Genomic DNA, 24,148 nt, shown 5'->3' on the forward strand with positions numbered 1-24,148 from the left:
GTTGGCGGTGGCGCGCCGTCTCTGGCGTTCGGTCGGGTGGTCCGGTGCTGGCGGTGGCGCGCCGGCCCCGGCGTCCCGCCAGGAGGGTCCGCGCCGGAAACGGCGTGCCGGCTCCGGCGTCCGGCCAGGTGGTCCGGTGGTGGAAGTGGCGCGCCGATCCCGGCGTCCCGTCAGGAGGTCCGGCCGCTGGCGGTGGTGCGCCGCCTCTGGCGTCCCGCCAGGAGGTCCCGCGCCGGAAACGGCGCGCCGATGTCGCGTAGCCGGTGGCGGGCGTCCGGCCGGGATCTCCCCGGTTCTCCGCAGGCTCTCCGGGGTGACGGCGGGATGAGCGGGCCGGGGGCATGCCTCACGGTGCCTAGCCCGGGGGTTTCCCGAAGAGGTCGATGAGATGACCTCGGCGTTGGCGAGAGGTCGCGCGGGTGATGCTGGAACACGAGGGATGCGGGAAGACGAACCGGGCCCCGGGAAGGTGGGGGGAGGGGGCATCGGTGGCGCGCTGAGTGGTGAGCGCCGGGGCCGATGGGTCGCCCGCGTGGAGGGCAAGGGCGGTCGTCAAGTCCAGATGACGCCCCGCATCATGATGTGCTCCCTTCGCAGTGGCTTGTTCGCGGAAGCGAACCGTGTCCACATCTAGCCAACCACATAAGCTCTGCGGTTTCTCTGGCAAAGCTATCGTTTCCCATCGCGCACCGCACACTCCGCAACTATTGTGTTACACATCGTTAGTGGGAGGGGAGACCACATGGCGGCGGCCAGTCACACCTCGATAAAGCGACGTGACGGTCTGTCCGCATTGGTCTCCCGATGGCCATTTCTCGGCCAACGCCGGGCCTTGGTCGCCTACATCAGCGTGATCGTCGTCGCCGACCTGGCCGCGATCGCCGCGACGGCCCTCACCACCCCCTTCCACTGGCGCAGCCTGATGGTCTTCGCGGCGCTGATGGGCTGCGGCGCGGTCTGCATCGAGGCCACCCGACGGCTCGGCATGCCGGCGGGGGTGTCGCGTGACCTGCTGTCGGCCTGGTGGCTGCCCGTCGCGCTGCTGCTGCCGCCGGTGTACGCGCTGCTCGCGCCGATCGTGCTGCAGACGCTGCTGCAGCTGCGGGTCCGGGCGGCGGTGCTGCACCGGCGGGTGTTCAGCGCGGCCGCGATCGGCCTGGCCGGGTGCGCGGCGTCCCTGCTGTTCCACGGGCTGGCCCCGGAAGCCTGGCCGCTCTCGGGGAGCGACAGCGCCACCATCATGCTGGCTATCCTGGCCGCCGTGGTGTTCGCGCTCATCAACACCGCCCTGATCGCGATCGCCGCCCACACCGCCAACCCCGACCTCGGCTGGCGCGCGGTGCTCTGGGACCGGGAGAGCTTCACGCTGGACGTGGTGGAGCTGTGCCTCGGCGTCACGGTGACCGTCGGGTGCGGCCTGCACCCCATCCTGCTGCTGCTCGCCCTCCCCCCGGTCGTGCTGCTCCAGCGCAGCCTCCTGCACGCCCAGCTGCAGGCGGCGGCCCGCACCGACGCGAAGACCGGCCTGCTCAACGCCGCCGCCTGGCAGCGGGAGGCCGACACCGAGATCGTCCGCGCGCGCCGTACGGGAGAGACGCTCGCGCTCCTGATCATCGACATCGACCACTTCAAACGGGTCAACGACGCCCACGGGCATCTGGCCGGAGACCTGGTGCTGGTCAACGTGGCGGACGTGCTCCGCGGCCAGTTGCGCGACTACGACCTGGTGGGGCGCTTCGGCGGCGAGGAGTTCGTCGTGCTGCTGCCGGGGGCCGACCTGCACGAGGCCCGCCGGGTCGCCGAGCGTCTGCGTGCCCGGATCGGCCGCATGTCCGTCCCCGCCGACGAGGCGGTCATCTCGGTCACGGTCTCGGCGGGCGTCGCCCTGATGTCCGAGCACGGCGACGACCTCATCGAGCTCCTGGCGGCCGCCGACCTGGCCCTCTACCGGGCCAAGGAGCTGGGCAGAAACCGCGTCTGCGTCCCCGCCGTCCCGCCCCGTCTCCAGGGCGACCCGGCCGGCTGACCTCGCGGCTCCCCGGCAGGCCCGGCCAGGAAGGCCCTTCGCCGTCCCGTTCGGAAGCTCGGGCGGGAGCCCCTAAGCTAGATACCATGCCGGAGTACATCTATACGCTTCAGCGCGTGCGCAAGGCGCATGGCGACAAGGTTGTCCTTGACGACGTCACCCTGTCGTTCCTGCCAGGGGCCAAGATCGGTGTCCTGGGGCCCAACGGCACGGGCAAGTCGACGCTGCTCCGGATGATGGCCGGTCTGGAGCAGCCGTCCAACGGCGAGGCGCGGCTGATGCCGGGCTTCACCGTGGGCATGCTCCAGCAGGAGCCGCCTCTCAACGAGGAGAAGACCGTGCTCGGCAACGTCCAGGAGGGCGTCGCCGAGACGATGAGGATGCTCGAGCGCTACAACGAGATCGCCGAGCAGATGGCCACCGACTACAGCGACGAGCTGCTCGACGAGATGGGCAAGCTGCAGGAGCAGCTTGAGCATCGCAACGCCTGGGATCTCGACAGCCAGCTGGAGCAGGCGATGGACGCCCTGCGCTGCCCGCCGCCCGACGCCGACGTGACGACGCTGTCCGGTGGCGAGCGCCGCCGCGTGGCCCTCTGCAAGCTGCTGCTGGAGGCGCCCGACCTGCTGCTGCTCGACGAGCCGACCAACCACCTCGACGCCGAGAGCGTCCAGTGGCTGGAGCAGCACCTGGAGAAGTACGCCGGCACCGTCCTGGCCGTCACCCACGACCGCTACTTCCTCGACAACGTCGCGACCTGGATCCTCGAGCTCGACCGCGGCCGTGCCTACGCCTACGAGGGCAACTACTCGACCTACCTCGAGGCCAAGGCGGCCCGGCTCAGGGTCGAGGGCCAGAAGGACGTCAAGCGCAAGAAGCGCCTCGAAGACGAGCTGGAGTGGGTCCGGTCCAACCCGAAGGCCCGCCAGACCAAGAGCAAGGCCCGGCTCCAGCGCTACGAGGAGATGGCGGCCGAGGCCGACAAGCACCGCAAGCTCGACTTCGACGAGATCCAGATCCCGCCGGGCCCGCGCCTCGGCACCACGGTGATCAGGGCGGAGGATCTCACCAAGGGCTTCGACGACCGCCTGCTGATGGAGAAGCTCACCTTCGACCTGCCGCGTAACGGCATCGTCGGCATCATCGGCCCCAACGGCGTCGGCAAGACCACGCTCTTCCGCATGATCACGGGCGACGAGCAGCCCGACGGCGGCGCCATCACCGTCGGCGACACCGTCAAGATCTCGTACGCCGACCAGAGCCGGGGCGGCATCGACCCCAACAAGAACGTGTGGGAGGTCGTCTCCGACGGGCTCGACCACATCAAGGTCGGCAACGTCGAGATGCCGTCGCGCGCCTACATCGCCGCGTTCGGGTTCAGAGGGCCCGACCAGCAGAAGAAGGCGGGCGTGCTGTCCGGCGGCGAGCGCAACCGGCTCAACCTGGCGCTGACCCTCAAGCAGGGCGGCAACGTGCTGCTGCTCGACGAGCCCACCAACGACCTCGACACCGAGACGCTGTCCTCGCTGGAGAACGCGCTGCTGGAGTTCCCTGGCTGCGCCGTCATCACCTCCCACGACCGGTGGTTCCTCGACCGGATCGCCACGCACATCCTGGCGTGGGAGGAAGGGTCCAACTGGTTCTGGTTCGAGGGCAACTTCGCCGACTACGAGAAGAACAAGATCGATCGGCTGGGCGCCGACGCGGCCCGCCCGCACCGGGTGACCTACCGCAAGCTGCACCGCGACTGATCACGTGGTTCCACCCCGGATCCCGCACGGAGACCGTCTCCGTGCGGGATCTCGCGTTTCCTGGGTGCACGAGGGATGTCTAGAATCAGATTCTAGATTCGCTGAGGGGAAGGAGTCCGGGTGGAGCTCGAACTGGACGGCGTCGAGGTGGCCTTCGACCACACGGCCGTGGCCGCGCCGCGCATCAGGGACCTGCTGCCCATCTACCGCGACCTGCTCGGTGGGCGGCACCTCGGGGGCGGGGGCGACAACCGGCAGGCCGGATACCGGACCCTGCAGCTCACCTACACCAACGGGAGCAAGATCGAACTGATGGAGCCGCTGCCCGGCTCGACGTTCTTCGACAGCTTCTTCGAGCTGACCCGGGGCAGGGGCGGCGTGCACCATCTCAACTTCCACGTGAGCGACATCGACGCGGCCGTGGCCGGACTGAGGGGGAAGGGCTACCGGCTGCACGGGCTGAACCTGTCGGATCCCCGCTGGCGGGAGGTGTTTCTGCATCCGAAGGAGGCGCACGGGGTGCTGATCCAGCTCGCCCAGGTGGGTCCGCGCCCGGACGGGCCGAGGGCGACGCTGGAGGAGGTGCTGGCCGGCGAGGGCAGGAACGGGAACGGGATCCCGAGCCCTTGAGCAAACGCAGAAGAAAAATCTAGAGTGGGGTTCTAAAACCGAGAGGCGGGAGCCCCATGAAGCCCGTACCACGCCCCACTCCCGACACCCAGCCCTTCTGGGACGGGACGGCGGCCGGAGAGCTCAGGATCCAGCGCTGCCTGGCCTGCGAGCGTCACTACTTCTATCCCCGGCCGAGCTGCCCCCGCTGCGGCTCCGGCTCCGTCGAGTGGGTGCGGGCCAGCGGCAGGGCCACGCTCTACTCGTACGTGATCAACCACCGGCCGGCGCCCGGGTTCGAGGGGCCGTACGCGATCGCGGTGGTGGAGCTGGAGGAGGGGGTGCGGATGATGACGAACCTGGTCGGCGTCGAGCCCGCGCCCGAGAACCTGGAGCTCGACATGCCGCTGCGGGTGACGTTCGAGGAACGTGGCGAGGTGCACGTGCCCCTCTTCGAGCCGGCGGGCGGTGCCCAGTGAACCCGGTGATCGCGGGCGCCGCCGAGACCGACGCGGTCGGCAGGCTGCCCGGCCACTCGACGATGGAGCTCCACCTGGAGGCCGCGCGCAACGCGCTGGCCGACGCGGGCATGACCAAGGACGACATCGACGGCATCGCCACCGTCGGCACCCCGGGCCCCATCCAGGTCGCCCACGCGCTGGGCATCACCCCGTCCTGGCTCGACGGCACCGGGGTCGGCGGCTCGTCGTTCCTGTTCCACGTGCGCCACGCGGCCGCCGCCATCCGGGCGGGGCTCTGCCGTACGGTGCTGATCACGCACGGCGAGTCGGGCCGGTCCCGGATCGGGGCGCCGCGGTTCTCGATGGCGCCCGACTCGCTGATGGGCCAGTTCGAGATGCCGTACGGGGTGATGGGCCCGACGACCACGTTCACGCTGACGGCGCTGCGCTACATGAAGGAGTTCGGCCTCACCCACGAGCAGCTCGCCGAGGTCGCGGTGGCGCAGCGGCGCTGGGCGCACCTGAACCCGCGGGCGATGCACCGCGACCTGATCACGGTGGACGACGTGCTGGCCTCGCGGATCGTCGCCTACCCGTTCCACCTGCTGGAGTGCTGCCTGGTGACCGACGGCGGCGGCGCGCTGGTCGTCACGAGCGCGGACCTGGCCCGGCGTGACGACCCGGTCTACCTGCTGGGCTCGGGCGAGGCGATGGACTCGCCGATGATCTCGCAGATGGAGGACTTCACCACGGCCAAGGGGTTCCGCCTGTCGGGGGAGGCCGCGTTCGCCGAGGCGGGCATCTCGCACGACGACGTGGACCACCTGATGGTGTACGACGCCTTCGCGCACGTGCCGATCTACGGGCTGGAGGACCTGGGGTTCGTCAAGCGGGGCGAGGCCGGCGCGTTCATCGCCGAGGGTCACACCTCACCCGGCGGCCGGCTGCCCCTGAACACGAACGGCGGCGGCCTGTCGTACACGCATACCGGGATGTACGGGATGTTCGCCATCCAGGAGGCGGTGCGGCAGCTGCGCGGTGAGGCGGCCGCGCAGGTGCCGGGGGTGGAGGTGAGCGTCGTGCTGGGGAACGGCGGCATGTTCGCCTCGGCCGCCACGCTGGTGCTGTCGAACCGGCTGCCGTGAGGCTTCAGGAAGCGGTGGTACACCGCCGCTTCCTGAGCCGGGGTCATTCCCCGATCGTGCCGAGCCGGGCGTGGCCCTTGATCAGGTTGCGCGCGATCGTGCGGCGCTGGATCTCGTCGGTGCCCTCGAAGATGCGCAGCAGCCGCAGCTCGCGGTACCACCGCTCGATCGGCAGCTCCTTGGTGTAGCCCATGCCGCCGTGGATCTGCAGCACCCGGTCGACCACCTGGTTCGCCATGACCGCGCCGTTGAGCTTGGCGATCGAGGAGGCGTGCCGGGCGTCCATGCCCTGCTGGACGCGCCAGGCCGCGTAGAGCGTCAGCCACTTGGCCGCCTCGATCTCCACCTGCGAGTCGGCGATCATCCACTGGATCGCCTGGTATCCGGCGATCGCCTGGCCCATGGACTTGCGGATCTTCGCGTACTCGACGGCCATGCCCAGCATCCGCTCGGCCGAGCCGATGGCCCTGGCGGGGATCATGTAACGGCCCTGGCCGATCCACTGCATGGCCAGCTCGAAGCCCTTGCCCAGCTCGCCCAGGATGTTCTCCTCCGGCACCCGGACGTCCTGGAACACCAGCGACGCGGGCCCCCACTCGCCCATCGTGGGGATCGGCTCGGACGTCCAGCCCATGTCGCGGTCGACGAGGAAGCAGGTGACCCCGTACGGCTCGGCGACGGCGAACACCATGACGAAGTCGGCCTCGCTGCCGCCGGTGATGAACGTCTTCTCACCGTTGATGACCCACTCGGCGCCGTCGCGTACGGCCCTGGCGCTGATGTTGCGGGCGTCGGAGCCCGCGCCCGGCTCGGTGATGGCGAAGCAGGAGCGGCGCTCGCCCTCGATGGTGGGGATCAGGTAGCGGCGCTTCTGCTCGTCGGTGCCGGCGTACAGGATGTTGTCGGCGCTGCCGCCGAAGGTGAACGGCACGAACGTGCGGCCCACCTCCATGGCGATGATCGCCGACATGATGGGGCCGAGCGCGGCGCCGCCGTACTCCTCGGGGGTGTTGATGCCCCACAGGCCGGTCTTGCGCGCCTTGTCCCGCAGCTCCTGGGTGACGCCGGGGTCGAGCGCGGGGTGGCCGGCGCGCTCGTTGCGCAGCACGTCCGGCTCCAGCGGCATGATCTCCTTCTCCACGAAGGCCCGGACGGTGTCCCTGATCTGCCGTTCCTCGGTGCTGAGCGAGAAGTCCACGGCCGCCTCACTTCCTAGAACAAACCTCTAGGAGAAGGTTCGGCTCTCGTGCGGCAGGCTGTCAAGAATATGATTCTAGAATTTCTCGCCTCTAAGATGTTCGCATGGCACGCAAGACCTCGTGGGAATGGAGCCGTACGGCGCAGACCCGCAAGAGCATGCTCCAGGCGGCGCGGGAGGTGTTCGGCGAGCACGGCTTCGCCGAGGCCGGGGTCTCCGAGGTCGTCGCCCGCGCCGGCTCCAGCGTCGGCAGCCTCTACCACCACTTCGGCGGCAAGACCGAGCTGTTCCTCGCCCTCTACGAGGACCATCAGGCGGCCCACGAGCAGGCCGCGGGCGCCAGCGTGGCGCGGGCCAAGCAGGAGGGCGTCACCGACCCGGTCGAGCTGCTCATCGCCGGCGCCCGCGCCTACCTCGACGGCGCGTGGGAGCGGCGCGACCTGGTCCGGCTGTTCATCGACGGCGACGGGCCGCCCGGCTTCGAGCTGATCCGCCGCACGCGCAACCGCGAGTGGGTACGGCAGAACGCCGTGCTGCTCGGCTCCGGCGGCGACCCGCTCGACCGGTTAACCGTGACGGTGCTGACCAGCATCATCGGCGAGGCCGCCCGCGAGGTGGCCACCAGCGACTCCGAGGAGGACGCGCGCGAGGTGGCCGAGGCGGCGATGACGCTGATCCGCCGCCTCGACCCGCTCAGGATCCGCTAGCCTCCCGGCCGGGGATCTTCCCGTTGGTCAGCGCGTTCGGCGCGGCCTTGTCCACCAGCGCCGGGATCACCGCGCCCAGCTCCGCCGGGTCCCAGCGGGAGCCCTTGTCCACCTCCGGGCCCGCGTGCCAGCCCTCGGCCACGCTGATCCGCCCGGCCCGCACGTTGAACACCCGGCCAGTGACGCCGCGCGACTCGGCGCTGCCCAGCCAGACCACGAGCGGCGCCACGTCGTCGGGGTCCGCGTCGGCGTCGCCCGGGATGATCCCGTCGGTCATCCGGGTCAGCGCGGTCGGCGCGATGGCGTTGACCGTGACGCCGTAGCGCTCCAGCTCCCTGGCGGCGATCACGGTCAGGCCCGCGATGCCCGCCTTGGCCGCGCCGTAGTTGCCCTGGCCGGGGTTGCCGTAGATGCCGGAGGACGAGGTGGTGTTGATGATCCGGGCGTCGACGGGCCGACCGGCCTTGGCCTGCTCGCGCCAGTAGGCGGCGGCGTGGCGCAGCGGGGCGAACGTGCCGCCCAGGTGCACCCGGACCACCGCGTCCCACTCCTCGGCGCTCATGTTGAACAGCATCCGGTCGCGCAGGATCCCGGCGTTGTTGACCAGCACGTGCAGGTCGCCGAAGCGCTCGACGGCGGCCTCGACCAGCCGCCTGGCGCCGTCGAAGTCGGCGACGTCCTCGCCGTTGACGATCGCCTCCCCGCCCATGGCCTCGATCTCCGCGACGACCTCCGCCGCCGCCCCGGACGAGCCAGTGCCGTCCACCTCGGCGCCCAGGTCGTTCACCACCACCTTGGCGCCCTGCCGGGCGAACTCCAGCGCGTGCCCCCGGCCGATGCCCCTGGCCGCGCCCGTGACGATCACCACGCGGCCCTCGGCGATCCCGCTCATCTCGACACCTCGATCCCTCGGCTGACTGATGCGAACAAAATTCTAGTAAGCAAATCTAGAAATGGTAGGCCCTGTCGGGGTCTTGACGGCGAACCGGTACCGTTGCCTCGTGGTTGAACACTCCCTGGCGCAACGGCACGTCTTTCTCCGAATGGTGCGATTCGCGGACATCGACTCGCAAGGACATGTGAACAACGTCCGCTTCTTCGACTACCTTGAGGACGCCCGCTGGGGAATGCTCCACGTCGATCCGTACAAGGCGGGCGAACCCCCCTTCAAGGGCCTGGTCGTGACCCGCCACGAGATCGACTACCTGCGGCCGCTCGGCCTCCGCGCGGAGCCGGTCCGGGTCGAGTCGTGGGTGACCGAGATCAGCCCGGTGCGCTTCACGCTGAAGTACGAGATCCTCGACGACGACGAGCTGTACGTCACGGCCACCTCCAAGCTGGTGGCCTACGACGCCGAGCGGGCGGCACCGCGCCGGCTCACCGAGGACGAGATGGCGTACCTCAAACGCTTCGCGTGAGCGCCCCGCACCGACGGCGCTGGCTCATGCTGGCCCTCGGGGTCAACGCGCACGCCGGCGTCACCCTCGGCCTGGCCGGGCTGCCTCTGGTCATCCCCGACATCCAGCGTCACTTCGGCGTCTCCCTGCCGGTGGCCGGGATCATCGCCAACGCGCCCGGCATCGGCATCCTGCTCGCCCTGGTCGCCTGGGGCGCGCTGGCCGACCGGTACGGCGAGCGGCTGATCCTCGGCCTGGGCGTCGGCGGTGCCGCCCTGCTCTTAGCCGCAGCCTCCTTCGCGGGGAACGCCTGGGCGGTGGTCGCGCTGCTCGCCGGGGCCGGGGCGGCGGGCTGCGCCGCGATGGTGGGCGGCGGACGCATCGTGCTGCGCTGGTTCGAGCCGCCCGAGCGCGGCGTGGCCATGGGAGTGCGGCAGGTCTCGTACACGCTCGGCATGGCCGTGGCCGGGTTCACGCTGCCGCCCGTGGCGCGGGCGTACGGCATCTCCGGCGTCATGCTGGTCTGCGCGGGCGTGAGCCTGCTGGCCGCCGTGCTGGCGGGCGTGTTCCTGGCCGAACCGCCGCACGCCGTCGCCGGGGCCGCCAGGAAGCCCGCCGGGTCCCCGTACCGGCAGCCCGCGCTCTGGCGCGTGCACGCCACGAGCGGGCTGCACGTGGTGCCGCAGGTCGTCGTCGGCACGTACGGGGTCGCCTGCCTGGTCGAGGTGTACGGGTGGGACGGCGTGGCGGCCGGGCAGCTGTTCGCGGGGGCGGCCGTCGCCGGGGCCGCCACGCGGGTCGCGGCGGGCCGCTGGTCCGACGTGACCGGACTGCGGATGGCGCCGCTGCGGCTGCTCACCCTCACCGCGCTCGCCGCCCTCGCCCTGCTGGTGCTCGGCACGTACGCGGGATCCGGGCTGGGCGTGGCCATGCTGGCGCTGGCCGCGGTGATCACCGTGGCCGGGAACGGGCTGGCCTACCTCGCCGCCGGCGAGCTGGCCGGGCCCGCGGCGGCCGGCCGGGTGCTCGGCGTCCACAACACGGTGCAGAACACGGTGGCGCTGGCCGTCACCCCCCTCGCCGGACTGCTGATCACCCAGTCGGGCTACTGGGCGGCCTTCGCCGCGGGTCTGGCGTGCGCGCTGGTCTCGCTACCGGTCATCCCGGTCCGCGACGAGCGCGCCACCCGGGCTAGCTGACGGCGCGCCGGAGCCACACGGCCGTGTCGGGCGGCAGGCTGCCGCCGACCGGGCCGCTGGACAGCAGCACGCTCTCGTGCGGCGGCAGCGGCGCCGGCTCGGTGCCGCAGTTGATCGCGCACACCAGCGGCCCGCGCGCGAACACGAGCACGTCCTCGGACGACTCCAGCCATTCCAGCCCGTACGGTACGGTCCGGGCCAGCTCCCGCCGGCAGGCCAGGGCGCGCCGGTAGAACTCCAGCATCGAACCGGGATCGCCGGTCTGCCGGGCCACGCTCAGCTCGGCGAACTCGTCGGGCTGCGGCAGCCACGGCTTCACCCCCTCGGGCGAGAACCCGTACGAGTCGCCCCGAGCGGACCACGGGATCGGCACGCGGCAGCCGTCGCGGCCCGGCAGCTCGCCCTTCGAGCGCTTGAAGACCGGGTCCTGCCGCGCCTCCGGAGGAAGATTCTCTACCTCAGGGAGTCCGAGTTCCTCCCCTTGGTAGAGATATGCCGACCCGGGGAGGGCAAGTGTCGCCAGGAGAGCGGCCCGCGCCCGCGCCATGCCGGTGCCGGGGTCGGCCGTGCCGTAACGGGTGCGGTGGCGTACCACGTCGTGGTTGGACAGCACCCAGGTGGCGAACGGGACCGTCGCCACCGTGTCGTCGATCACCTTCCTGAACGCGGTCGCCGACCAGGGCGCCTGCAGCCAGGCGAAGTTGAAGCTCTGGTGGAGCTCGTCCGGGCGCACGTACAGCGCCAGGTCCTCCAGCGTGTCGGTCCACACCTCGCCCACCGCCATCCGCTCGTCCGGGTAGGTGTCGAGCAGCGCCCGCCAGTCGCGGTAGACGTCGTGGACCTCCGGCTGACCCCAGACCGGGGACTTGGACATGAACGACTGGTCGCGCACGTCCGGCAGGTCCTCCGCCTTGAACAGCCCCATCGCCACGTCGATGCGGAACCCGTCGACGCCCTTGTCCAGCCAGAACCGCAGGATGTCCAGGAACTCCTCCCGGACCTCGGGGTTGCGCCAGTTGAAGTCCGGCTGCTCGGGCGCGAACAGGTGGAGGTACCACGACCCGTCGTCCACCTGGGTCCAGGCCGGGCCGCTGAAGGTGGACTGCCAGTTGTTGGGCCGGTCGCGGAAGATGTAACGGTCGCGGCCCTCGCCCCGCAGCGCGGCCTGGAACCAGGGATGCTCGGAGGAGCTGTGGTTGGGCACGACGTCCACCAGCACCCGCAGGCCGAGCGCGTGCGCGTCGGCCACCAGCGCGTCGAAGTCGGCCAGCGTGCCGAACAGCGGGTCGACGCCGCGGTAGTCGGCCACGTCGTAGCCGCCGTCGGCCATGGGGGAGGGGTAGAAGGGGGTCAGCCAGACGGCGTCGACCCCCAGGTCTCTCAGGTAGGGCAGGCGTTCACGTATCCCCGCGAGATCGCCGACGCCGTCTCCGGAGGCGTCGGCGAAGCTGCGGACGTAGATCTCATAGACGACGGCATCACGCCACCAGGGGATGTCCATGTGGCGTGTCATGCCCGCTACGTCGGAGAGTTCACCAGGCTGTGGGCGGCGTTGACCAGATAGGTCCAGAGCCGGCTCTCCTGCTCCTCGGTCAGGCCGAGGTCGTCGACGGCGTCACGCATGTGCTTGAGCCAGGCGTCGCGCTCCTGCCGGCCGATCACGAACGGCACGTGGCGCATCCGCAGCCTCGGGTGCCCGCGCTGCTGGCTGTAGGTGCCGGGACCGCCCCAGTATTGGACGAGGAACATGCGCAGCCGCTCCTCCGCGCCGGCGAGGTCGGCCTCGGGATACATCGGGCGCAGCAGGGGATCTTCCGCCACCCCTTCGTAGAAACGGCGCACGAGCCGCCGGAACGTCTCCTCGCCCCCGACGGCCTCGTAGAAGGAGGTTTCAGTCACGACCCCAGCCTATGCTCAGCCGACCATCGCAATGTCCGCCGCGTCGAGCGCCGCCTTGACCCGCAGCCGCAGCTCCCGCGCCACCTCTTCCTGCCTGGCCGGCAGCGTCTTGGCCGACAGGCGGAAGACCATGCTGCTGTCGGAGAGCTGCTCCACGCCGAACACCTGCGGCGGCTCCACGACGGCCGCCTCGCGCAGCTCGGCGTCGGCCCACATCTCCTCGGCGACGTTCTCCAGCACCACCCGCACGGTGGTGATGTCGCTGTCGTAGGGGACCGGCACGTCCACGTAGGCGCGCGACCAGCCCTGCGACTCGTTGCCGACGCGGGTGATGGTGCCGTTGCGCACGTACCACACCCGGCCGTCCTCGTCGCGCAGCCGGGTGACGCGCAGGGTGACCGCCTCGACGGTGCCTATGGCGGCGCCCGCGTCGATCACGTCACCCACCCCGTACTGGTCCTCCAGCAGCATGAACATGCCCGCGATGAAGTCCTTGACCAGCTCCTGGGCGCCGAAGCCGATGGCCACGCCGAGGATGCCGACGCTGGTGAGCAGCGGCGCGATGGGGATCGTCAGCCGGTCCAGCACGGTCAGCAGGGTCGTGCCGATGATGACGATGGTGGCGATGTGCCTGAGCACCGAGCCCATGGTCTCGGCCCGCTGCTTGCGGCGCTCGTGCAGCAGGGCGTCCACGCCGGCCGTGACCGTGCCCTTGCGGAAGCGTCCGACCGGGCGGGTCGCGGCCCGGTTGATGACCCGCGTGATGACGCGGTTGACGACGTTGCGGACCAGGAAGCCGATGATCAAAATCAGCACGATCGTGATCATGCTGGCCACCAGCGGCGCCCAGCTCGCGTTGTCCATCCAGCCGGCCAGCACTGAGCAGAGGAGTGTGTCCCCCTCGCAGATCTCCGCCATCTTGGTGCCCACCTTGTCGAGGTCCGGGACCATGGACGTGGTCGGTTCGGGCGATGGCGGCGACAGCAGGAACACTGAAGGGTCCTCCTCCGGAAAACGATTCGACCGGCGGTACGGGGCCGGATACGCCCCAAATTTACCGCCGGTCGAACCGGCCGCCGTCACATCACGCCGGGGAAGACGGGGTCATCAGGCCCTGGGCCGCGGAGGGAGGAACCTGACGCTCCGATGACGGTCGGCTCGGACGGGTCACGCACCCGGAAGCGTGTCCCGTGCCGTTTCCGGGGAGGGGTCCCCGAGCGCTTTCCGGCGAGGCCGAAAAGCGGGTCTCGATGGTTACGCAGAGTGACGGGAACCGGCGGGACGGCCAGAGTCCGCGCTGGCGCGCGGCTCTCCGCACCGGCCGTCCCGCCGGCTCCGTGGAGCCGCGGTGATGACGGTGAGCCGCGGTGGCTGCGCTCCACCCGGTTCACCGCCCGGTCACTCTCCCACCGCGGCGAGCACGCGGGCGACCTTGGTCGCCGCACCGGCCGGGTCGTCGACGGTGTGCAGCCGTTCCCCCCAGGACCAGCAGTACCACCAGTCGGGAATGTCGGTCGCGACGCGACAGGTGACGTTCTCGGACAGGCTCGTCGCCTTCGGATTGATGACCCTGACGAAGACCCTGCCACTCTGGGTCCGGACCACTCGCGCGAGCAACCCGCGGGCGTCGAGCTCCGACACCAGGCGCTCAAGATGCCCGAAGTTGTCGTCCCCCACCTTTCGTCCTCCCTCGAATCGTTGCGGTGGGCCAAAGATGACTCATGTCGGCTGGTTGCGCAACGCGACATACATGCTCACAGGGAGTCGCCTTGTCACTCCCGGAATGTAAGAAACAGTCCGCCGGAGGACGATCCTTATCCCTAGCCTTCAAGGAGGCGTTTTCAACACGCCATCATTAATCCATAGTCGAGGCTAGGCGGACTGCAACCTGGACGCTACTCTCAGTGACTAGGGTGATGAGCCGGTCGGGACACATGCGTGAGAGGGGCCGGGATGTCCGGCAGACAGCACAGGGAAACGGAAATGGCTCGCCGGATCAGGGCCAAGGGCCTTGCCGTCGGCCGCACCGCTGCCCAGATCGCTGAAGAGATCCACGAGGCCTGTGGCGCGCAGTTCGGCACAACCAAGATCAAGTGTCACCGCCTGGCCTACGGCATCGCGCTCGCCGACGTCATCGAACAGGTCAGAGCGCTGTTCGAACGCGACGAGAAGCCGGCCCCGGGCATCGGGGAGACCCTGCTGTCGGCGTACGAGAGCGGGCTGAAACGCCCCGGCCCCGAATACCTCCACTACCTGTGCACCGTCTACCGCGTCGAGCCCCCCTCGCTCGGCTACGACGGGCCGTGCATCTGCGGCCACGGCCACCGGATGCCCGGCGTCCTCGCGGGCGGCGCCGACGTGAACGGCCGTCACGGCGCGGCCCTGCCCGAGCCGACCGAGCTGCGCACCCCGTCGCTGCATCCCGACAAGAACGTCGACAGCGAGGAGGACGAGAACATCCTCCGGCGCGCACTCCTCAACCTGCTCAACAACGACGCCGGGGCGACCAAGCTCACCGGCCCGGTGCTGGGCGCCTGCGAGGGCATCCGCCGGCGGATGGACTACACGCTCGTGTCGTCCAGCGTCTCTCCCGCCATGCTCGACCAGTGGGAGGAGGCCACGCTCGCGTTCGGCCGGCAGTACACGACCACGGCGCCGCTCCGGCTGCTCTGCGACGTGCTGCTGGAGCTGAGCGCGGTACGCAACGCGATGACCCGGCGCCAGCCCATCGACCTGCAGGAGCGGCTGTGCCGGATGGCCGCCCAGCTCTCCGGGCTGAGCGGCATGATCATGATCAACCTGGGCGACCACCGGCTCGCCCGGTCGTTCTTCCGCACCGGCCGCACCGCCGCCGACGAGACCGGCGACCGGGCCCTGCGCGCGTGGGTGACCGCGCGCGAGGCGCTCGTCCCGCTCTACTACGGCGACGCCCGCGAGGCGCTCAACCTCGCCAAGAAGAGCCGCGACCTGGCGGGCCAGACGCCGTGCGCGGCGCAGGCCATGGCTCCCGTCGTCGAGGCCAGGGCGCTGGCCATGCTCTCGGGCACAGACAGCCGCAAGGAGGTCGTCGACCAGGCCAAGCGCGCTCTAGCGCGGGCGCGCAGCGCCTTCTCCCACATCAAGGGGAAGGAGCGCGAGGACATGGCCTTCGGCTACACGGAGAAGCAGCTCTACTTCTACCAGGGTGACGTGCTGACCAAGCTGGGGCAGACACTGGAGGCCGACCTGGTGCTCGATCAGGCGCTCCACCAGTACCAGGACCACATCCTGGACCAGACGCTGATCAGGCTGGACCAGGCGCAGTGCAGGCTGATCGAGGGCGAGTCGGGCGAGGCGCTGCGGATCGGCACCGAGGCGCTGCGCCTGCTCGGCCCCGAATACCGCACCGACTTCATCATGCGTCCGGCCCTCGCGCTGGCGCAGGCGATCCGGGCCCGTGAGCCCGCCCACCCGGGCCTGGCCGCCTACGAGGAGCAGTTGCGGCCCCCGCAGCCCGTCGGGGGAGAAGGGGCCGGCGGTGCATGAGGATCCGCCGCTACCGGTGGTCTGACCTCGACACCATCCTCACCCTCCATCAGATCTGCCTCGCCGAGGTGGGGCTGGTGCCGGGCGACGGGGTCTACTACGACGACGACTTCCCCCGCATCCAGGAGATCTACCTGGCGTGCGGGGGCGACTTCCTGGTCGGCGAGACCGGCGGGAGGGTCGTCGCCATGGGCGGGCTGAAACCGGTCGACAGCGCGACCGCCGAGGTGTGCCGGCTGCGCGTGCACCCGGCGTTCCAGGGGCGCGGCTTTGGCTCCGCCATGCTTTCCGCGCTCGAACAGCGCGCGGCCGAGCTGGGTTTCCGCCGGCTGAGCGGTGACACCACGCTCAACCAGGGGGCCGCGCTGGTGCTGTACGAGCGGCACGGGTGGCGGGAGGTCGCGCGGGAGCAGGTGGGCGAGCTCACTGTCGTCTACGGGGAGAAGCGACTGTCACCCGCACCTGCTGAAATTTAAGGATATGTCGGAGAAGGCGCCCGTTTCGGGCGCTTTCTCCTTTTGATGTGCGCCCTGGGCGGTTGGCAGATACGGCCGAAGAGGGGGTGGCGGTATGTGGGGAATTGCCGGATCTCCGGATTTGGAGGATAAGGATGTCCGGTCCCTTGGGTGAGGGTCTTCACTCCCGGTGGTAGAGGAACATCACCGCAGACCATCGGCGATCCGGCTGCCGTGATCCGTAGTGAGATGCTTCCGTGCATGGCAGTCGTGCCCGCTCCCCGACCCCTTATGGGAGCCGTGCTTCTGTTGTTCGTCAGCGCCGCATGGGGGTCGGCCTTCCCGCTGATGCAGGATCTCATCCACCGCTTACCGGTCGAGGATCTGCTCGCCGAGCGCTACACGCTGGCGGCTCTGACACTGCTCCTCATCCGGCCCAGGTGCCTGAGAGGGCTGTCGCGGCGGACGTGGATCAACGGGCTCATCCTGGGGGCCATGTTCGGCGTGGGGCAGAGCGCGCAGGCCGTGGCACTCTACAGCCTGCCCGCGGCTGTCTCGGGGTTCGCCGTCGGGTGCAGTGTCGTGATCACACCGGTCATGGCGCTGGCGCTGTTCAAGGCCAAGGTGCCCTACCGGGTGTGGATCGGGGTGGTGCTGGCGATGGCCGGCATGACCGTGTTCACGCTGCTGCGCGGTATCGAGGGCGGGGGCTTCTCGTTGCTGGCCCTCGGTGTGACGCTCTGCGCCGCGGCGCTGTACTCGGGTCACACGCTGCTGCTGGGCCGCCTGTCCAGGAAGGGTGAGCAGTTCGACGCGTACGCGCTGACGGTCATCCAGCTCGGGGTCATCGGCCTGCTGACCGGCGGGCTGGCCGTGCGCGACGGGATCACGCTGCCGGGCACCGCGTCCGACTGGGTGGTGCTCGGCCACCTGTCCGTCGTGTCGTGCGCGCTCGGCTTCCTGGCTCGCTCGTACGGGCAGGCGTACGTGTCCGCGGTGCCCAGCGCCGTGCTGATGTCGTCGCAGCCCTTCTGGGTGGCGGCCATCGCGGTGATCTGGTTCGGCGAGCAGCTGGGCTGGAGCATGCTGCTCGGCGGCGGGCTGATGGCGGCGGCGATGCTGCTGGCGGTGCCGTCGCCCGGGGCCGCGCTGGACGAGCCCCAGTCGCGCCGCCGTGACCTGCTCATGGTCTCGCGGCGGGCGTCCTGGGTGCTGGGCGAGCTGAAGGTCAAGCGCGGGGACCCGCTGATGCTGAACGGCAAGGTGCCGCCGGCGCTCCCGCCCGGTCCGTGCGCGGGCGCCGACGCGTGCCTGTGGCCTGGCCGTGCGGCCAAGGGGACGGGGGAGCCGAGCCTGGAGCGGCTCATCGAGCGGGCCAGCCGCATCGTCCGGGCCAGGAACGAGAACGCGGAGGGGTGCTGCGATTCGGTGCCGCGGCTGGGCCGTTGCCTGTGTGAGCTCATGAACGAACCCGGCGGCAAAAGATCGGGGGCGACGTACCCCTGCCGGTTTCGGTCACAATAGGGCTATAGGCGGGAGAAATAATGAACGCTTCTCAGTAATTATACTCTGACTTATTGGGTATATATCTTGATATTCGCTGGAGTGTCCGAATAATGAATATTACTCCAGTGAAGAGGTGCATGATGAAGCGCATCGTCGTCCGCAAGCCCGGAACCGCGCGGCTCGGTGGGACCTCCAGCGTCATTCACAAGGGGTGACAGAGGAACGGTCCCACCTCAGAGCTCCGGGCGGTCCGCCCGTACGGTTCGGGAACGCGCGGCTGCTGATGCCCGTGATCGACGGTCATCGGCAGCCGCTCGGCCCCTACACCGTCGGCGCGGCGCTCCTGAGGGGACTGGTGCCGGAGGCCCTCGACCGGCGCCCCGAGCTGGTGGCCGAGCACGACATCGAGATCAGGGCCGTCGCGCCCGCGCTGGCGGATCTCGTGCCCGCCAGGCGGGTGACCCTCGACGCGCGGCTGTCCGACGAGGAGCGCATCCTCGTCCCCGCGCCCCGCCGCACGCTCCGGCTGGCCAACGGGATCGCCGAGTTCGTCCGGCAGGTCGTGCAGCCCGGCCTCGCCCTGGCCGTCTGCAACGGGGACCACGCCGACCCCACCGACACCGAGCTGCTCGACGTGCTCATGCGCAGGATCCCGCCGGCCGTCCTGGCGATCACCGTGTACGCGGACGGTCCGGAGCCGCCGCCGGACACCCGGGACGCCGCCGAGCTGTGGACGCTCGTGGACCGGTGCGTACGGGAGGGTTTCCTGCACGCGGTGGCCGAGCTGGGGCAGCGCGCGCTGACGCTGGCCGGGCCCGGCGGCGAGCCGTGGTGGCGCCTCGCCCAGCGCACCGCGACCGCGCTCGGCGGCCTCGACCGGCGGGCCGAGGCGCGCGTCGTGTGGGAGGGGGCGCGCCGGTCCAGTCAGGACCCGGCCGTGCACGCCGCGACCGCGTACGGGCTGGCCATGCTGGACGCCCGCGACCCCGACCGGGCGCGGCGCGACCTGGGCAGGGCGCGCGGGTGGATCAACCAGGCGATCGCCATCTCGACGCTGCTGCCCGACCCCGGGCAGCGGGCGTTCAAGCTCGGCTTCGACCGCAACGGGCTGGCGCTCGTCGAGCTGCGCGAGGGCCGCCTGTCCGAGGCGCTGGCGCTGGTCGAGTCGGCCATCGAGCTGGCCGGGGAGCTCGGGGAGCGGCACCCGGTGCACCGGATGGTGCTGCTGGCCAACCGGGCCCAGCTGCTGGCCGGGCTGGGGCGGACCAAGGAGGCGCTGGAGGACTTCTCCGCCGCCATCGCCGTCGACCCGATGTTCCCCGACTACTACGTGGACCGCGGCAACCTGCTGTTCAAGCTGGGCCGGCACGCCGAGGCGCTGGCGGACTACGAGTCGGCGCTGGCGGCCGGGCCGCCGCTGCCCGAGGCGCACTACAACCGGGCGGAGCTCCGCATCGCCCAGGACGACGTGACGGGCGCGCTGGCCGACCTGGCCAGGGTGATCGAGCTCGATCCCGCCTACGTGGACGCGTACATCAACCGGGCCGGGCTGCTCGCCGCGCTGGAGCGGGACGCGGAGGCGCGGGCGGACGTCGAGGCCGGGCTCGCCTGCGCGCCCGGGAACCCGCACCTGCTCACGGTGCTCGGCCAGCTGGAGACCGCGGCGGGACGGCTGCGGGAGGCGCGCCGGGCGCTGGACCTGGCGATCGACCGGGCGCCCTCGCTGGTGGCCGCCTGGGGCAACCGGGGAGTCCTCCGGTACGAGGCCGGCGATCCGGCCGGGGCGGTCGCCGACCTGACCCGGGCGATCGAGCTGGGCCCCCAGCCCGACCTGTACGCCAACCGGGCGGTCGCCCTGCGCGCACTCGGCCGCACCGAAGAGGCCGAAGCCGACGAAACCCGCGCGACCCACCACTGACCCAACCCCGGCTCCACTGCCACGTCCCCTCGCCGAGGGAAAGCGTCCCCCGGTTGCCCGCCGCGTTGGTCAGGCGTCGGCGGAGGGTGCGGGGGTGAGGAGGGTTTTGCCGGTTACCTGGCGGGCCTCGATGGCGGCGTGTGCTTCGGCGGCTGACTCCAGCGGGAGCACCAGGCCGATCGTGGGGCGGAGCCGACCCGCCGCGGCCTCCTCCAGCGCGGCCCTGGACAGCTCGCGCAGGTCGGTGGCGGGCCAGGGGACCGCCGTCACGCGCGGGCCCGGAGTGGTCATCGGGCCGCCCGCCATGCCGTAGACGCTCATCCGGCCGCCGTCGCGCAGCAGCGTCTCGGCGGTGGCGCCGATCTCGCCGCCCACCCCGTCGAAGACCACGTCCAGCGCACCGGCCGCGTCGCGGACCCGGTCGGCCCAGCCCGGCTCGGTGTAGTCCACGGTCAGCTCGGCGCCCAGCTCGGCGGCGAGCCCGCGCTTGGCCGCGCTGCTCGCCGCACCGATCACCCGGGCGCCGGCGGCCACCGCGAGCTGGACCAGGAGGCTGCCGACGCCGCCGCCCGCCGCCTCCACCAGCACCCACTCGCCCGGCTTCGGCCCGGCGGCGCGGGCCAGGCCGATGGCGGTGCGGCCGTCGGCCAGCAACGCCACCGCGTGCTCCGGCGAGACGCCGCCGGGGATCGGGATCACGTCGCCGGCGCCCGCCACGGCCAGCTCCGCGTAACCGCCGTAGCCGCCCAGCGTGCTCACCACCCGGGCGCCCACCAGCGACCCCGCCACGCCTTCGCCCACCGCCTTCACGGTGCCGGCCACGCCGTTGCCGAGGATCGCGGGCAGCTCGGCGGTGCGCGGCCCCCGGTCGGCCCGTACCTGCGTCTCCACGAACGTCACACCGGCGACCGCCACCTCGATCAGCGCCTGCCCGGGCCCGGGCACCGGATCGGGCACCTCCTCGGCGACCAGCGCCTCCGGGCCGCCGAACTTCCTCAACATCACCGCACGCATGACACACCTCTCCTCAACCGGAGCGTTCCGCTCCGATCGCGACGGTATATCGGAGCGCTGCGCTCCGCAAGGCGGCTATCCTGTACGGCATGAGCAGGCGCGGCAGGCAGGCCGAGGCGGCGCGCAACGACCTGCGGCTGCTGCGGGCCGCGCACGAGGTGTTCACCACCCAGGGCTTCGACGCCCCCGTGTCGGCCATCGCCAAGCGCGCCGGGCTGGGCATGGGCAGCCTCTACCGCCGCTACCGCACCAAGGAGGAGCTGCTGCAGCGGCTGTGCCTGATCGCCATGGAGCGGGTGGTGGAGGCGGCCTCGGCCGGGCTCGCGGAGGACGACCCGTGGGAGGGGTTCGCCGGGTACGTGCGGGCCTGCGTGGGTTTCGGGTCCGGGGCGCTGGCGCCGGTGGCGGGCACCATCGAGGTCACCGGCGAGATGTCGCGCACCGCGAGACAGGCCACCGAGCTGGCCGGCCGGCTCGTCGCGCGGGCCCGCGAGGCCGGGGCGCTGCGGGCTGACGTGACGGAGCTGGACGTGTCGCTGCTGATCGAGCAGTTCAGCAGGCCGGCTCCCGGGCCACCGGACGAGCTGCAGGACCGGTTCAAGCAGCGGCTCCTGGCCATCGCGCTCGACGGCCTGCGCGCCCCCGGCGCCACGCCCCTGCCCGGCGACCCGCCGTCACTCGACTGGTACGAAGGCCGCTGGACCCCCGACACTTCGTGAGGCATCGGAATGCCCTGCCCGGACGGGCCTTGGGGACTACCGTGGGTGCGTGGGCTTCAACGAGCTGCTACGCGATCTCCAGCCGGGCGCGAGCGCGCAGACGGCGGGCATCAGCCGAGGGCACGGCGGCCCGCCCGCCCGGACCCTCGCCGTCCGCTCCGGCCCGCACCGGCTGCGCTGCGCTTCCCTGCTCAAGCCGCTGTACGCGTGGGTCACCGCGGGTCGCATCCCCGACGCCGAGCGGTGGCGACGCCACGCCGAGCCGGCCGTGGTCATCTCGTCCAACGCCGACACCCGCAGCCTGTGGCTGGCCGTCGGGCCGCTGGTCATCCTGGACGACATCTACCAGCGCACCGGGGTCTCCTGGCCGATGCACAACGGCGACCCCTCCAGGTTCGGGTCCATCGAGGTGGCCGCCGACGAGGTGGCCACCGCGTACGCGGCCCTCGCCCAGGCGGCGCTGGCCGGCGACCCGGTGGCCGGCGACGTGCTGGAGTGGATGCGGCAGGTGGAGGGTCAGCAGGCGTTCGGCGTCAGGGAGGCGCTGGCCGCGCCCGGGTCGGGGGTGAAGTGCGGGTGGTTCGGCGAGCCCGACGAGACCTGCCTGCGCACCCACGCCGTGGCGGTGCTGCCGTCGGAGGACACCCGCGCGACGGTGGTGGTCGCGCTGACCGCGCAGCCCTACGCGGACGCGGGCGAACGTGACGCCTACCGCGCCGACGTGCTGGCCGGGTTGTCCGTCGAGGCCGAGCACGAGCGCGTGGCGGGGCCCCTGCTGCGCTCGCTCCTGACCATGTCGCTGACCGAACTGGGCTACCAGGCGTGACCGTCCGGACGGTCGCACCGCCCGAACCCGTGCCGGCGGTGAGCTGTGGGCCCTCAGCGGGGCCGGACGCCGGTGAGCTCGCCGATCACCTCCGCCAGGTTCGGCGGTTGCACGCTGTCCGGCAGGTCTTCCGCCCAGACGCAGCCCAGGTAGGCCTCGCGCTCCTCCTCCGTGAGCTCGCCGGGGTCCACCGGCGGGCGGGCCTCGGGGAAGCGGGCGAGGTAGAACCGCTCGCTCTTGACGTAACGTACGCCCAGCCACGGGAAGTCGCGGTCGACGGCGACCCAGCGGTCCTCGACGGCCGAGCCCGGCAGGCCCGTCTCCTCGGTCAGCTCGCGCCGGGCGGCCTGCAGGGGCGTCTCACCGGGGTCGAGGCCGCCGCCCGGCGGCTCCCACAGGTCGGCGCCGCTGACCTTGTCGTGCCAATGGAGCAGCAGCACCCTGCCGTCGCGGTCGAGGCAGACGACCCTGGCGGCCGGGCGGGCGCTGACGGCCGTCACGTCTCATCCTCGTCGAGGACCAGGGCCAGGAGGCCGGGGAAGCGGGCGTCGAACTCGGGCCGGCGCAATCGGTTGAGCCGGCGCGCGCCCTGTTCGCGCTGCTCCAGCAGCCCCACGCCGCGCAGCACCGCGAAGTGGTGGCTGAGCGTGGACTTGGCGACCGGCAGGTGGTGGAAGGCGGCGCAGGCGCGGCTCCAGTCGGGCACCCCGGCCAGCTCGCGGACGATGCGACGGCGGACGGGGTCGCCGAGTGCGTCGAGGGCGGCCTGGAGGGTCGCCTCGGCGGGGGAGACGTGGACGGGGCCGCGTGTCGTGTTCGATGGGGATCGAACGTCGGTGTAGTGTTCCATCTCGATCGAACATCTTAGTCGCGAGGAGCGCGCGGTGAACATCGGACATGTCGGGGTCTGGCATCCCCTCTTCGGCAACGCGCCGGGCGAGACCGGCGGCCGGGCGGCCGCCCGGGCCGAGGAGCTCGGGTACGGGTCCGTCTGGGTGGGCGAGGGCCCAGGCAGCAAGGACCCGCTCGTGTCCGCGGCGATCCTCCTGGCGGCCACCCGCCGGATCGCCGTCGGCACCGGCATCGCGAGCATCTGGTCGCGCGACGCGGCGGCCATGGCGGGCAGCAGGTTCGCGCTGGGCGAAGCCTTCCCCGGCCGCTTCATCGCCGGGCTCGGCGTCAGCCACGCGCCGCTGGTCAACGCGCGCGGCCACGACTACGCCAAGCCGCTCACCGCGATGCGCCGCTATCTGGACGGCATGGACGAGACGGCGAAGCACCACCGGGAGGTCGACGCGCCCCGGCTGCTCGCCGCGCTCCGCCCCGGCATGCTGGAGCTGGCCAGAGACCGCGCCGACGGCGCCCACCCCTACTTCGTGCCGCCCGAGCACAGCGAGCGGGCCAGGGAGATCCTGGGGCCGGGCAAGCTGCTCATGCCCGAGCAGGCGGTGCTCGTCGAGACCGATCCCACGCGGGCCCGCGAGACCGCCCGCGACCACATGTCCGTCTACCTCTCCCTGCCCAACTACCTCAACAACCTGCGCGATCTCGGCTACACCGACGACGACTTCGCCGGCGGCGGCAGCGACCGGCTGGTGGACGCGATCGTGGGCTGGGGGAGCCCGGACGCGGTGGCCGAGCGGGTGCGGGCGCACCTCGGCGCGGGCGCCGACCACGTGGCGATCCAGCCGCTGTCGCCCGGCGGCCCCGACCTCGACGACGCCCTGCGCCAGCTGGAGCTCCTCGCCCCCGCGCTCGGCCTGCGGTGAGGGACCTGTGACGTCCTGAAGACG

General features: G+C 71.4%; 24 protein-coding genes. 15 read left to right on the top strand and 9 right to left on the bottom strand.

Features of this window, described 5'->3' with window-relative positions; all coding sequences use genetic code 11:
* Nucleotides 1–832: 832 nt before the first annotated feature.
* The 5 genes from AB0K05_RS43160 (at nt 833) to AB0K05_RS43180 (ending at nt 5,992) form a co-directional block, all read left to right on the top strand.
* Nucleotides 833–2,026, top strand: a complete 1,194-nt coding sequence (locus tag AB0K05_RS43160; protein WP_246640523.1) for a GGDEF domain-containing protein — start codon at nt 833–835, stop codon at nt 2,024–2,026.
* An 86-nt stretch (nt 2,027–2,112) separates the two neighbouring features.
* A complete protein-coding gene (ettA, locus tag AB0K05_RS43165; RefSeq protein ID WP_219546977.1) occupies nt 2,113–3,777 on the top strand; it encodes an energy-dependent translational throttle protein EttA in 1,665 nt (554 codons plus the stop codon).
* 120 nt (nt 3,778–3,897) lie between these two features.
* On the top strand, nt 3,898–4,407 hold the full coding sequence (locus AB0K05_RS43170) for a VOC family protein (protein WP_364237443.1): 510 nt from the start codon (nt 3,898–3,900) through the stop codon (nt 4,405–4,407).
* A gap of 56 nt (nt 4,408–4,463) precedes the next feature.
* Nucleotides 4,464–4,865: a Zn-ribbon domain-containing OB-fold protein gene (locus tag AB0K05_RS43175; RefSeq protein WP_148029887.1), complete on the top strand. Its 402-nt coding sequence runs from the start codon at nt 4,464–4,466 to the stop codon at nt 4,863–4,865.
* Nucleotides 4,862–5,992: a thiolase gene (locus tag AB0K05_RS43180; protein WP_148029888.1), complete on the top strand. Its 1,131-nt coding sequence runs from the start codon at nt 4,862–4,864 to the stop codon at nt 5,990–5,992. The genes AB0K05_RS43175 and AB0K05_RS43180 overlap by 4 nt, the downstream gene beginning before the upstream one ends.
* Nucleotides 5,993–6,035: 43 nt before the next feature.
* Here AB0K05_RS43180 and AB0K05_RS43185 read toward each other — a convergent pair whose 3' ends face one another.
* The gene (locus AB0K05_RS43185; protein ID WP_148029889.1) at nt 6,036–7,190 is read right to left on the bottom strand and encodes an acyl-CoA dehydrogenase family protein; all 1,155 of its coding nucleotides are present in this window, start codon (nt 7,188–7,190) and stop codon (nt 6,036–6,038) included.
* 104 nt (nt 7,191–7,294) lie between these two features.
* Between AB0K05_RS43185 and AB0K05_RS43190 the strand changes: the two genes are divergently transcribed.
* Complete coding sequence (locus tag AB0K05_RS43190; RefSeq protein ID WP_364237447.1) at nt 7,295–7,897, top strand: TetR/AcrR family transcriptional regulator; 603 nt, start codon at nt 7,295–7,297, stop codon at nt 7,895–7,897.
* Here the strand turns inward: AB0K05_RS43190 and AB0K05_RS43195 are convergent.
* Nucleotides 7,884–8,789 (bottom strand): SDR family oxidoreductase, encoded by a 906-nt coding sequence (locus AB0K05_RS43195; protein WP_148029891.1) that lies wholly within the window; start codon nt 8,787–8,789, stop codon nt 7,884–7,886. The genes AB0K05_RS43190 and AB0K05_RS43195 overlap by 14 nt on opposite strands.
* A 151-nt stretch (nt 8,790–8,940) precedes the next feature.
* On the opposite strand from AB0K05_RS43195, the gene AB0K05_RS43200 reads away from it, so the two are divergent.
* Together AB0K05_RS43200 and AB0K05_RS43205 are read left to right on the top strand one after the other, a co-directional pair.
* Nucleotides 8,941–9,315, top strand: a complete 375-nt coding sequence (locus AB0K05_RS43200; protein WP_246640532.1) for a thioesterase family protein — start codon at nt 8,941–8,943, stop codon at nt 9,313–9,315.
* Nucleotides 9,312–10,493 carry an MFS transporter gene (locus AB0K05_RS43205; RefSeq protein WP_271278053.1) on the top strand — a complete coding sequence of 394 codons (1,182 nt, stop codon included), beginning with the start codon at nt 9,312–9,314 and terminating at the stop codon, nt 10,491–10,493. Before AB0K05_RS43200 ends, AB0K05_RS43205 begins: the two co-directional genes overlap by 4 nt.
* Here the strand turns inward: AB0K05_RS43205 and AB0K05_RS43210 are convergent.
* The 4 genes from AB0K05_RS43210 to AB0K05_RS43225 all read right to left on the bottom strand — a co-directional run bounded on the left by AB0K05_RS43210 (nt 10,486) and on the right by AB0K05_RS43225 (nt 14,069).
* On the bottom strand, nt 10,486–12,006 hold the full coding sequence (locus AB0K05_RS43210) for a glycoside hydrolase family 13 protein (protein WP_271278054.1): 1,521 nt from the start codon (nt 12,004–12,006) through the stop codon (nt 10,486–10,488). The genes AB0K05_RS43205 and AB0K05_RS43210 overlap by 8 nt on opposite strands.
* A gap of 5 nt (nt 12,007–12,011) precedes the next feature.
* Complete coding sequence (locus tag AB0K05_RS43215; protein ID WP_364237451.1) at nt 12,012–12,392, bottom strand: globin; 381 nt, start codon at nt 12,390–12,392, stop codon at nt 12,012–12,014.
* A gap of 15 nt (nt 12,393–12,407) precedes the next feature.
* Nucleotides 12,408–13,385 carry a mechanosensitive ion channel family protein gene (locus AB0K05_RS43220; protein ID WP_271278055.1) on the bottom strand — a complete coding sequence of 326 codons (978 nt, stop codon included), beginning with the start codon at nt 13,383–13,385 and terminating at the stop codon, nt 12,408–12,410.
* A gap of 405 nt (nt 13,386–13,790) precedes the next feature.
* A complete protein-coding gene (locus AB0K05_RS43225; protein WP_148029896.1) occupies nt 13,791–14,069 on the bottom strand; it encodes a hypothetical protein in 279 nt (92 codons plus the stop codon).
* A 306-nt stretch (nt 14,070–14,375) separates the two neighbouring features.
* On the opposite strand from AB0K05_RS43225, the gene AB0K05_RS43230 reads away from it, so the two are divergent.
* From AB0K05_RS43230 to AB0K05_RS43245, 4 genes are all read left to right on the top strand, one after another.
* The gene (locus AB0K05_RS43230) at nt 14,376–15,917 is read left to right on the top strand and encodes an XRE family transcriptional regulator (protein ID WP_271278057.1); all 1,542 of its coding nucleotides are present in this window, start codon (nt 14,376–14,378) and stop codon (nt 15,915–15,917) included.
* Nucleotides 15,914–16,393: a GNAT family N-acetyltransferase gene (locus AB0K05_RS43235; protein ID WP_271278058.1), complete on the top strand. Its 480-nt coding sequence runs from the start codon at nt 15,914–15,916 to the stop codon at nt 16,391–16,393. Before AB0K05_RS43230 ends, AB0K05_RS43235 begins: the two co-directional genes overlap by 4 nt.
* A gap of 279 nt (nt 16,394–16,672) precedes the next feature.
* Nucleotides 16,673–17,896: a DMT family transporter gene (locus AB0K05_RS43240; RefSeq protein ID WP_364237455.1), complete on the top strand. Its 1,224-nt coding sequence runs from the start codon at nt 16,673–16,675 to the stop codon at nt 17,894–17,896.
* A gap of 193 nt (nt 17,897–18,089) precedes the next feature.
* A complete protein-coding gene (locus tag AB0K05_RS43245; RefSeq protein WP_364237457.1) occupies nt 18,090–19,796 on the top strand; it encodes a tetratricopeptide repeat protein in 1,707 nt (568 codons plus the stop codon).
* Between the two features lie 69 nt (nt 19,797–19,865).
* Here the strand turns inward: AB0K05_RS43245 and AB0K05_RS43250 are convergent, their stop codons facing one another.
* Complete coding sequence (locus AB0K05_RS43250; protein ID WP_364237460.1) at nt 19,866–20,810, bottom strand: zinc-binding dehydrogenase; 945 nt, start codon at nt 20,808–20,810, stop codon at nt 19,866–19,868.
* An 89-nt stretch (nt 20,811–20,899) separates the two neighbouring features.
* Between AB0K05_RS43250 and AB0K05_RS43255 the strand changes: the two genes are divergently transcribed.
* Complete coding sequence (locus AB0K05_RS43255; protein ID WP_271279710.1) at nt 20,900–21,529, top strand: TetR/AcrR family transcriptional regulator; 630 nt, start codon at nt 20,900–20,902, stop codon at nt 21,527–21,529.
* 49 nt (nt 21,530–21,578) lie between these two features.
* Nucleotides 21,579–22,355 carry a hypothetical protein gene (locus AB0K05_RS43260; RefSeq protein WP_148029901.1) on the top strand — a complete coding sequence of 259 codons (777 nt, stop codon included), beginning with the start codon at nt 21,579–21,581 and terminating at the stop codon, nt 22,353–22,355.
* A 53-nt stretch (nt 22,356–22,408) separates the two neighbouring features.
* Here AB0K05_RS43260 and AB0K05_RS43265 read toward each other — a convergent pair whose 3' ends face one another.
* Both AB0K05_RS43265 and AB0K05_RS43270 read right to left on the bottom strand, forming a co-directional pair.
* Nucleotides 22,409–22,855, bottom strand: coding sequence for an NUDIX domain-containing protein (locus tag AB0K05_RS43265; RefSeq protein ID WP_271279711.1), 447 nt, complete (start codon nt 22,853–22,855; stop codon nt 22,409–22,411).
* Nucleotides 22,852–23,205 (bottom strand): helix-turn-helix domain-containing protein, encoded by a 354-nt coding sequence (locus AB0K05_RS43270; RefSeq protein ID WP_148029903.1) that lies wholly within the window; start codon nt 23,203–23,205, stop codon nt 22,852–22,854. The genes AB0K05_RS43265 and AB0K05_RS43270 overlap by 4 nt, the downstream gene beginning before the upstream one ends.
* A 34-nt stretch (nt 23,206–23,239) precedes the next feature.
* Here AB0K05_RS43270 and AB0K05_RS43275 point away from each other — a divergent pair, with 34 nt between their 5' ends.
* Nucleotides 23,240–24,124 carry a TIGR03620 family F420-dependent LLM class oxidoreductase gene (locus tag AB0K05_RS43275; RefSeq protein ID WP_364237464.1) on the top strand — a complete coding sequence of 295 codons (885 nt, stop codon included), beginning with the start codon at nt 23,240–23,242 and terminating at the stop codon, nt 24,122–24,124.
* The last annotated feature ends 24 nt before the right edge of the window (nt 24,125–24,148 follow it).

The sequence above is a fragment of the Nonomuraea sp. NPDC049486 genome (genome assembly GCF_040676925.1).
GTDB lineage: Bacteria > Actinomycetota > Actinomycetes > Streptosporangiales > Streptosporangiaceae > Nonomuraea > Nonomuraea ferruginea.

What these genes read in the sequence shown, in the direction of transcription:
- AB0K05_RS43175 (WP_148029887.1), top strand. Translation starts at nt 4,464, where the DNA reads ATGAAGCCCGTACCACGCCCCACTCCCGACACCCAGCCCTTCTGGGAC.
- AB0K05_RS43230 (WP_271278057.1), top strand. Translation starts at nt 14,376, where the DNA reads ATGGCTCGCCGGATCAGGGCCAAGGGCCTTGCCGTCGGCCGCACCGCT.
- AB0K05_RS43235 (WP_271278058.1), top strand. Translation starts at nt 15,914, where the DNA reads ATGAGGATCCGCCGCTACCGGTGGTCTGACCTCGACACCATCCTCACC.
- ettA (WP_219546977.1), top strand. Translation starts at nt 2,113, where the DNA reads ATGCCGGAGTACATCTATACGCTTCAGCGCGTGCGCAAGGCGCATGGC.
- AB0K05_RS43210 (WP_271278054.1), bottom strand. Translation starts at nt 12,006, where the DNA reads ATGACACGCCACATGGACATCCCCTGGTGGCGTGATGCCGTCGTCTAT.
- AB0K05_RS43250 (WP_364237460.1), bottom strand. Translation starts at nt 20,810, where the DNA reads ATGCGTGCGGTGATGTTGAGGAAGTTCGGCGGCCCGGAGGCGCTGGTC.
- AB0K05_RS43270 (WP_148029903.1), bottom strand. Translation starts at nt 23,205, where the DNA reads ATGGAACACTACACCGACGTTCGATCCCCATCGAACACGACACGCGGC.
- AB0K05_RS43200 (WP_246640532.1), top strand. Translation starts at nt 8,941, where the DNA reads ATGGTGCGATTCGCGGACATCGACTCGCAAGGACATGTGAACAACGTC.
- AB0K05_RS43255 (WP_271279710.1), top strand. Translation starts at nt 20,900, where the DNA reads ATGAGCAGGCGCGGCAGGCAGGCCGAGGCGGCGCGCAACGACCTGCGG.
- AB0K05_RS43190 (WP_364237447.1), top strand. Translation starts at nt 7,295, where the DNA reads ATGGCACGCAAGACCTCGTGGGAATGGAGCCGTACGGCGCAGACCCGC.
- AB0K05_RS43195 (WP_148029891.1), bottom strand. Translation starts at nt 8,789, where the DNA reads ATGAGCGGGATCGCCGAGGGCCGCGTGGTGATCGTCACGGGCGCGGCC.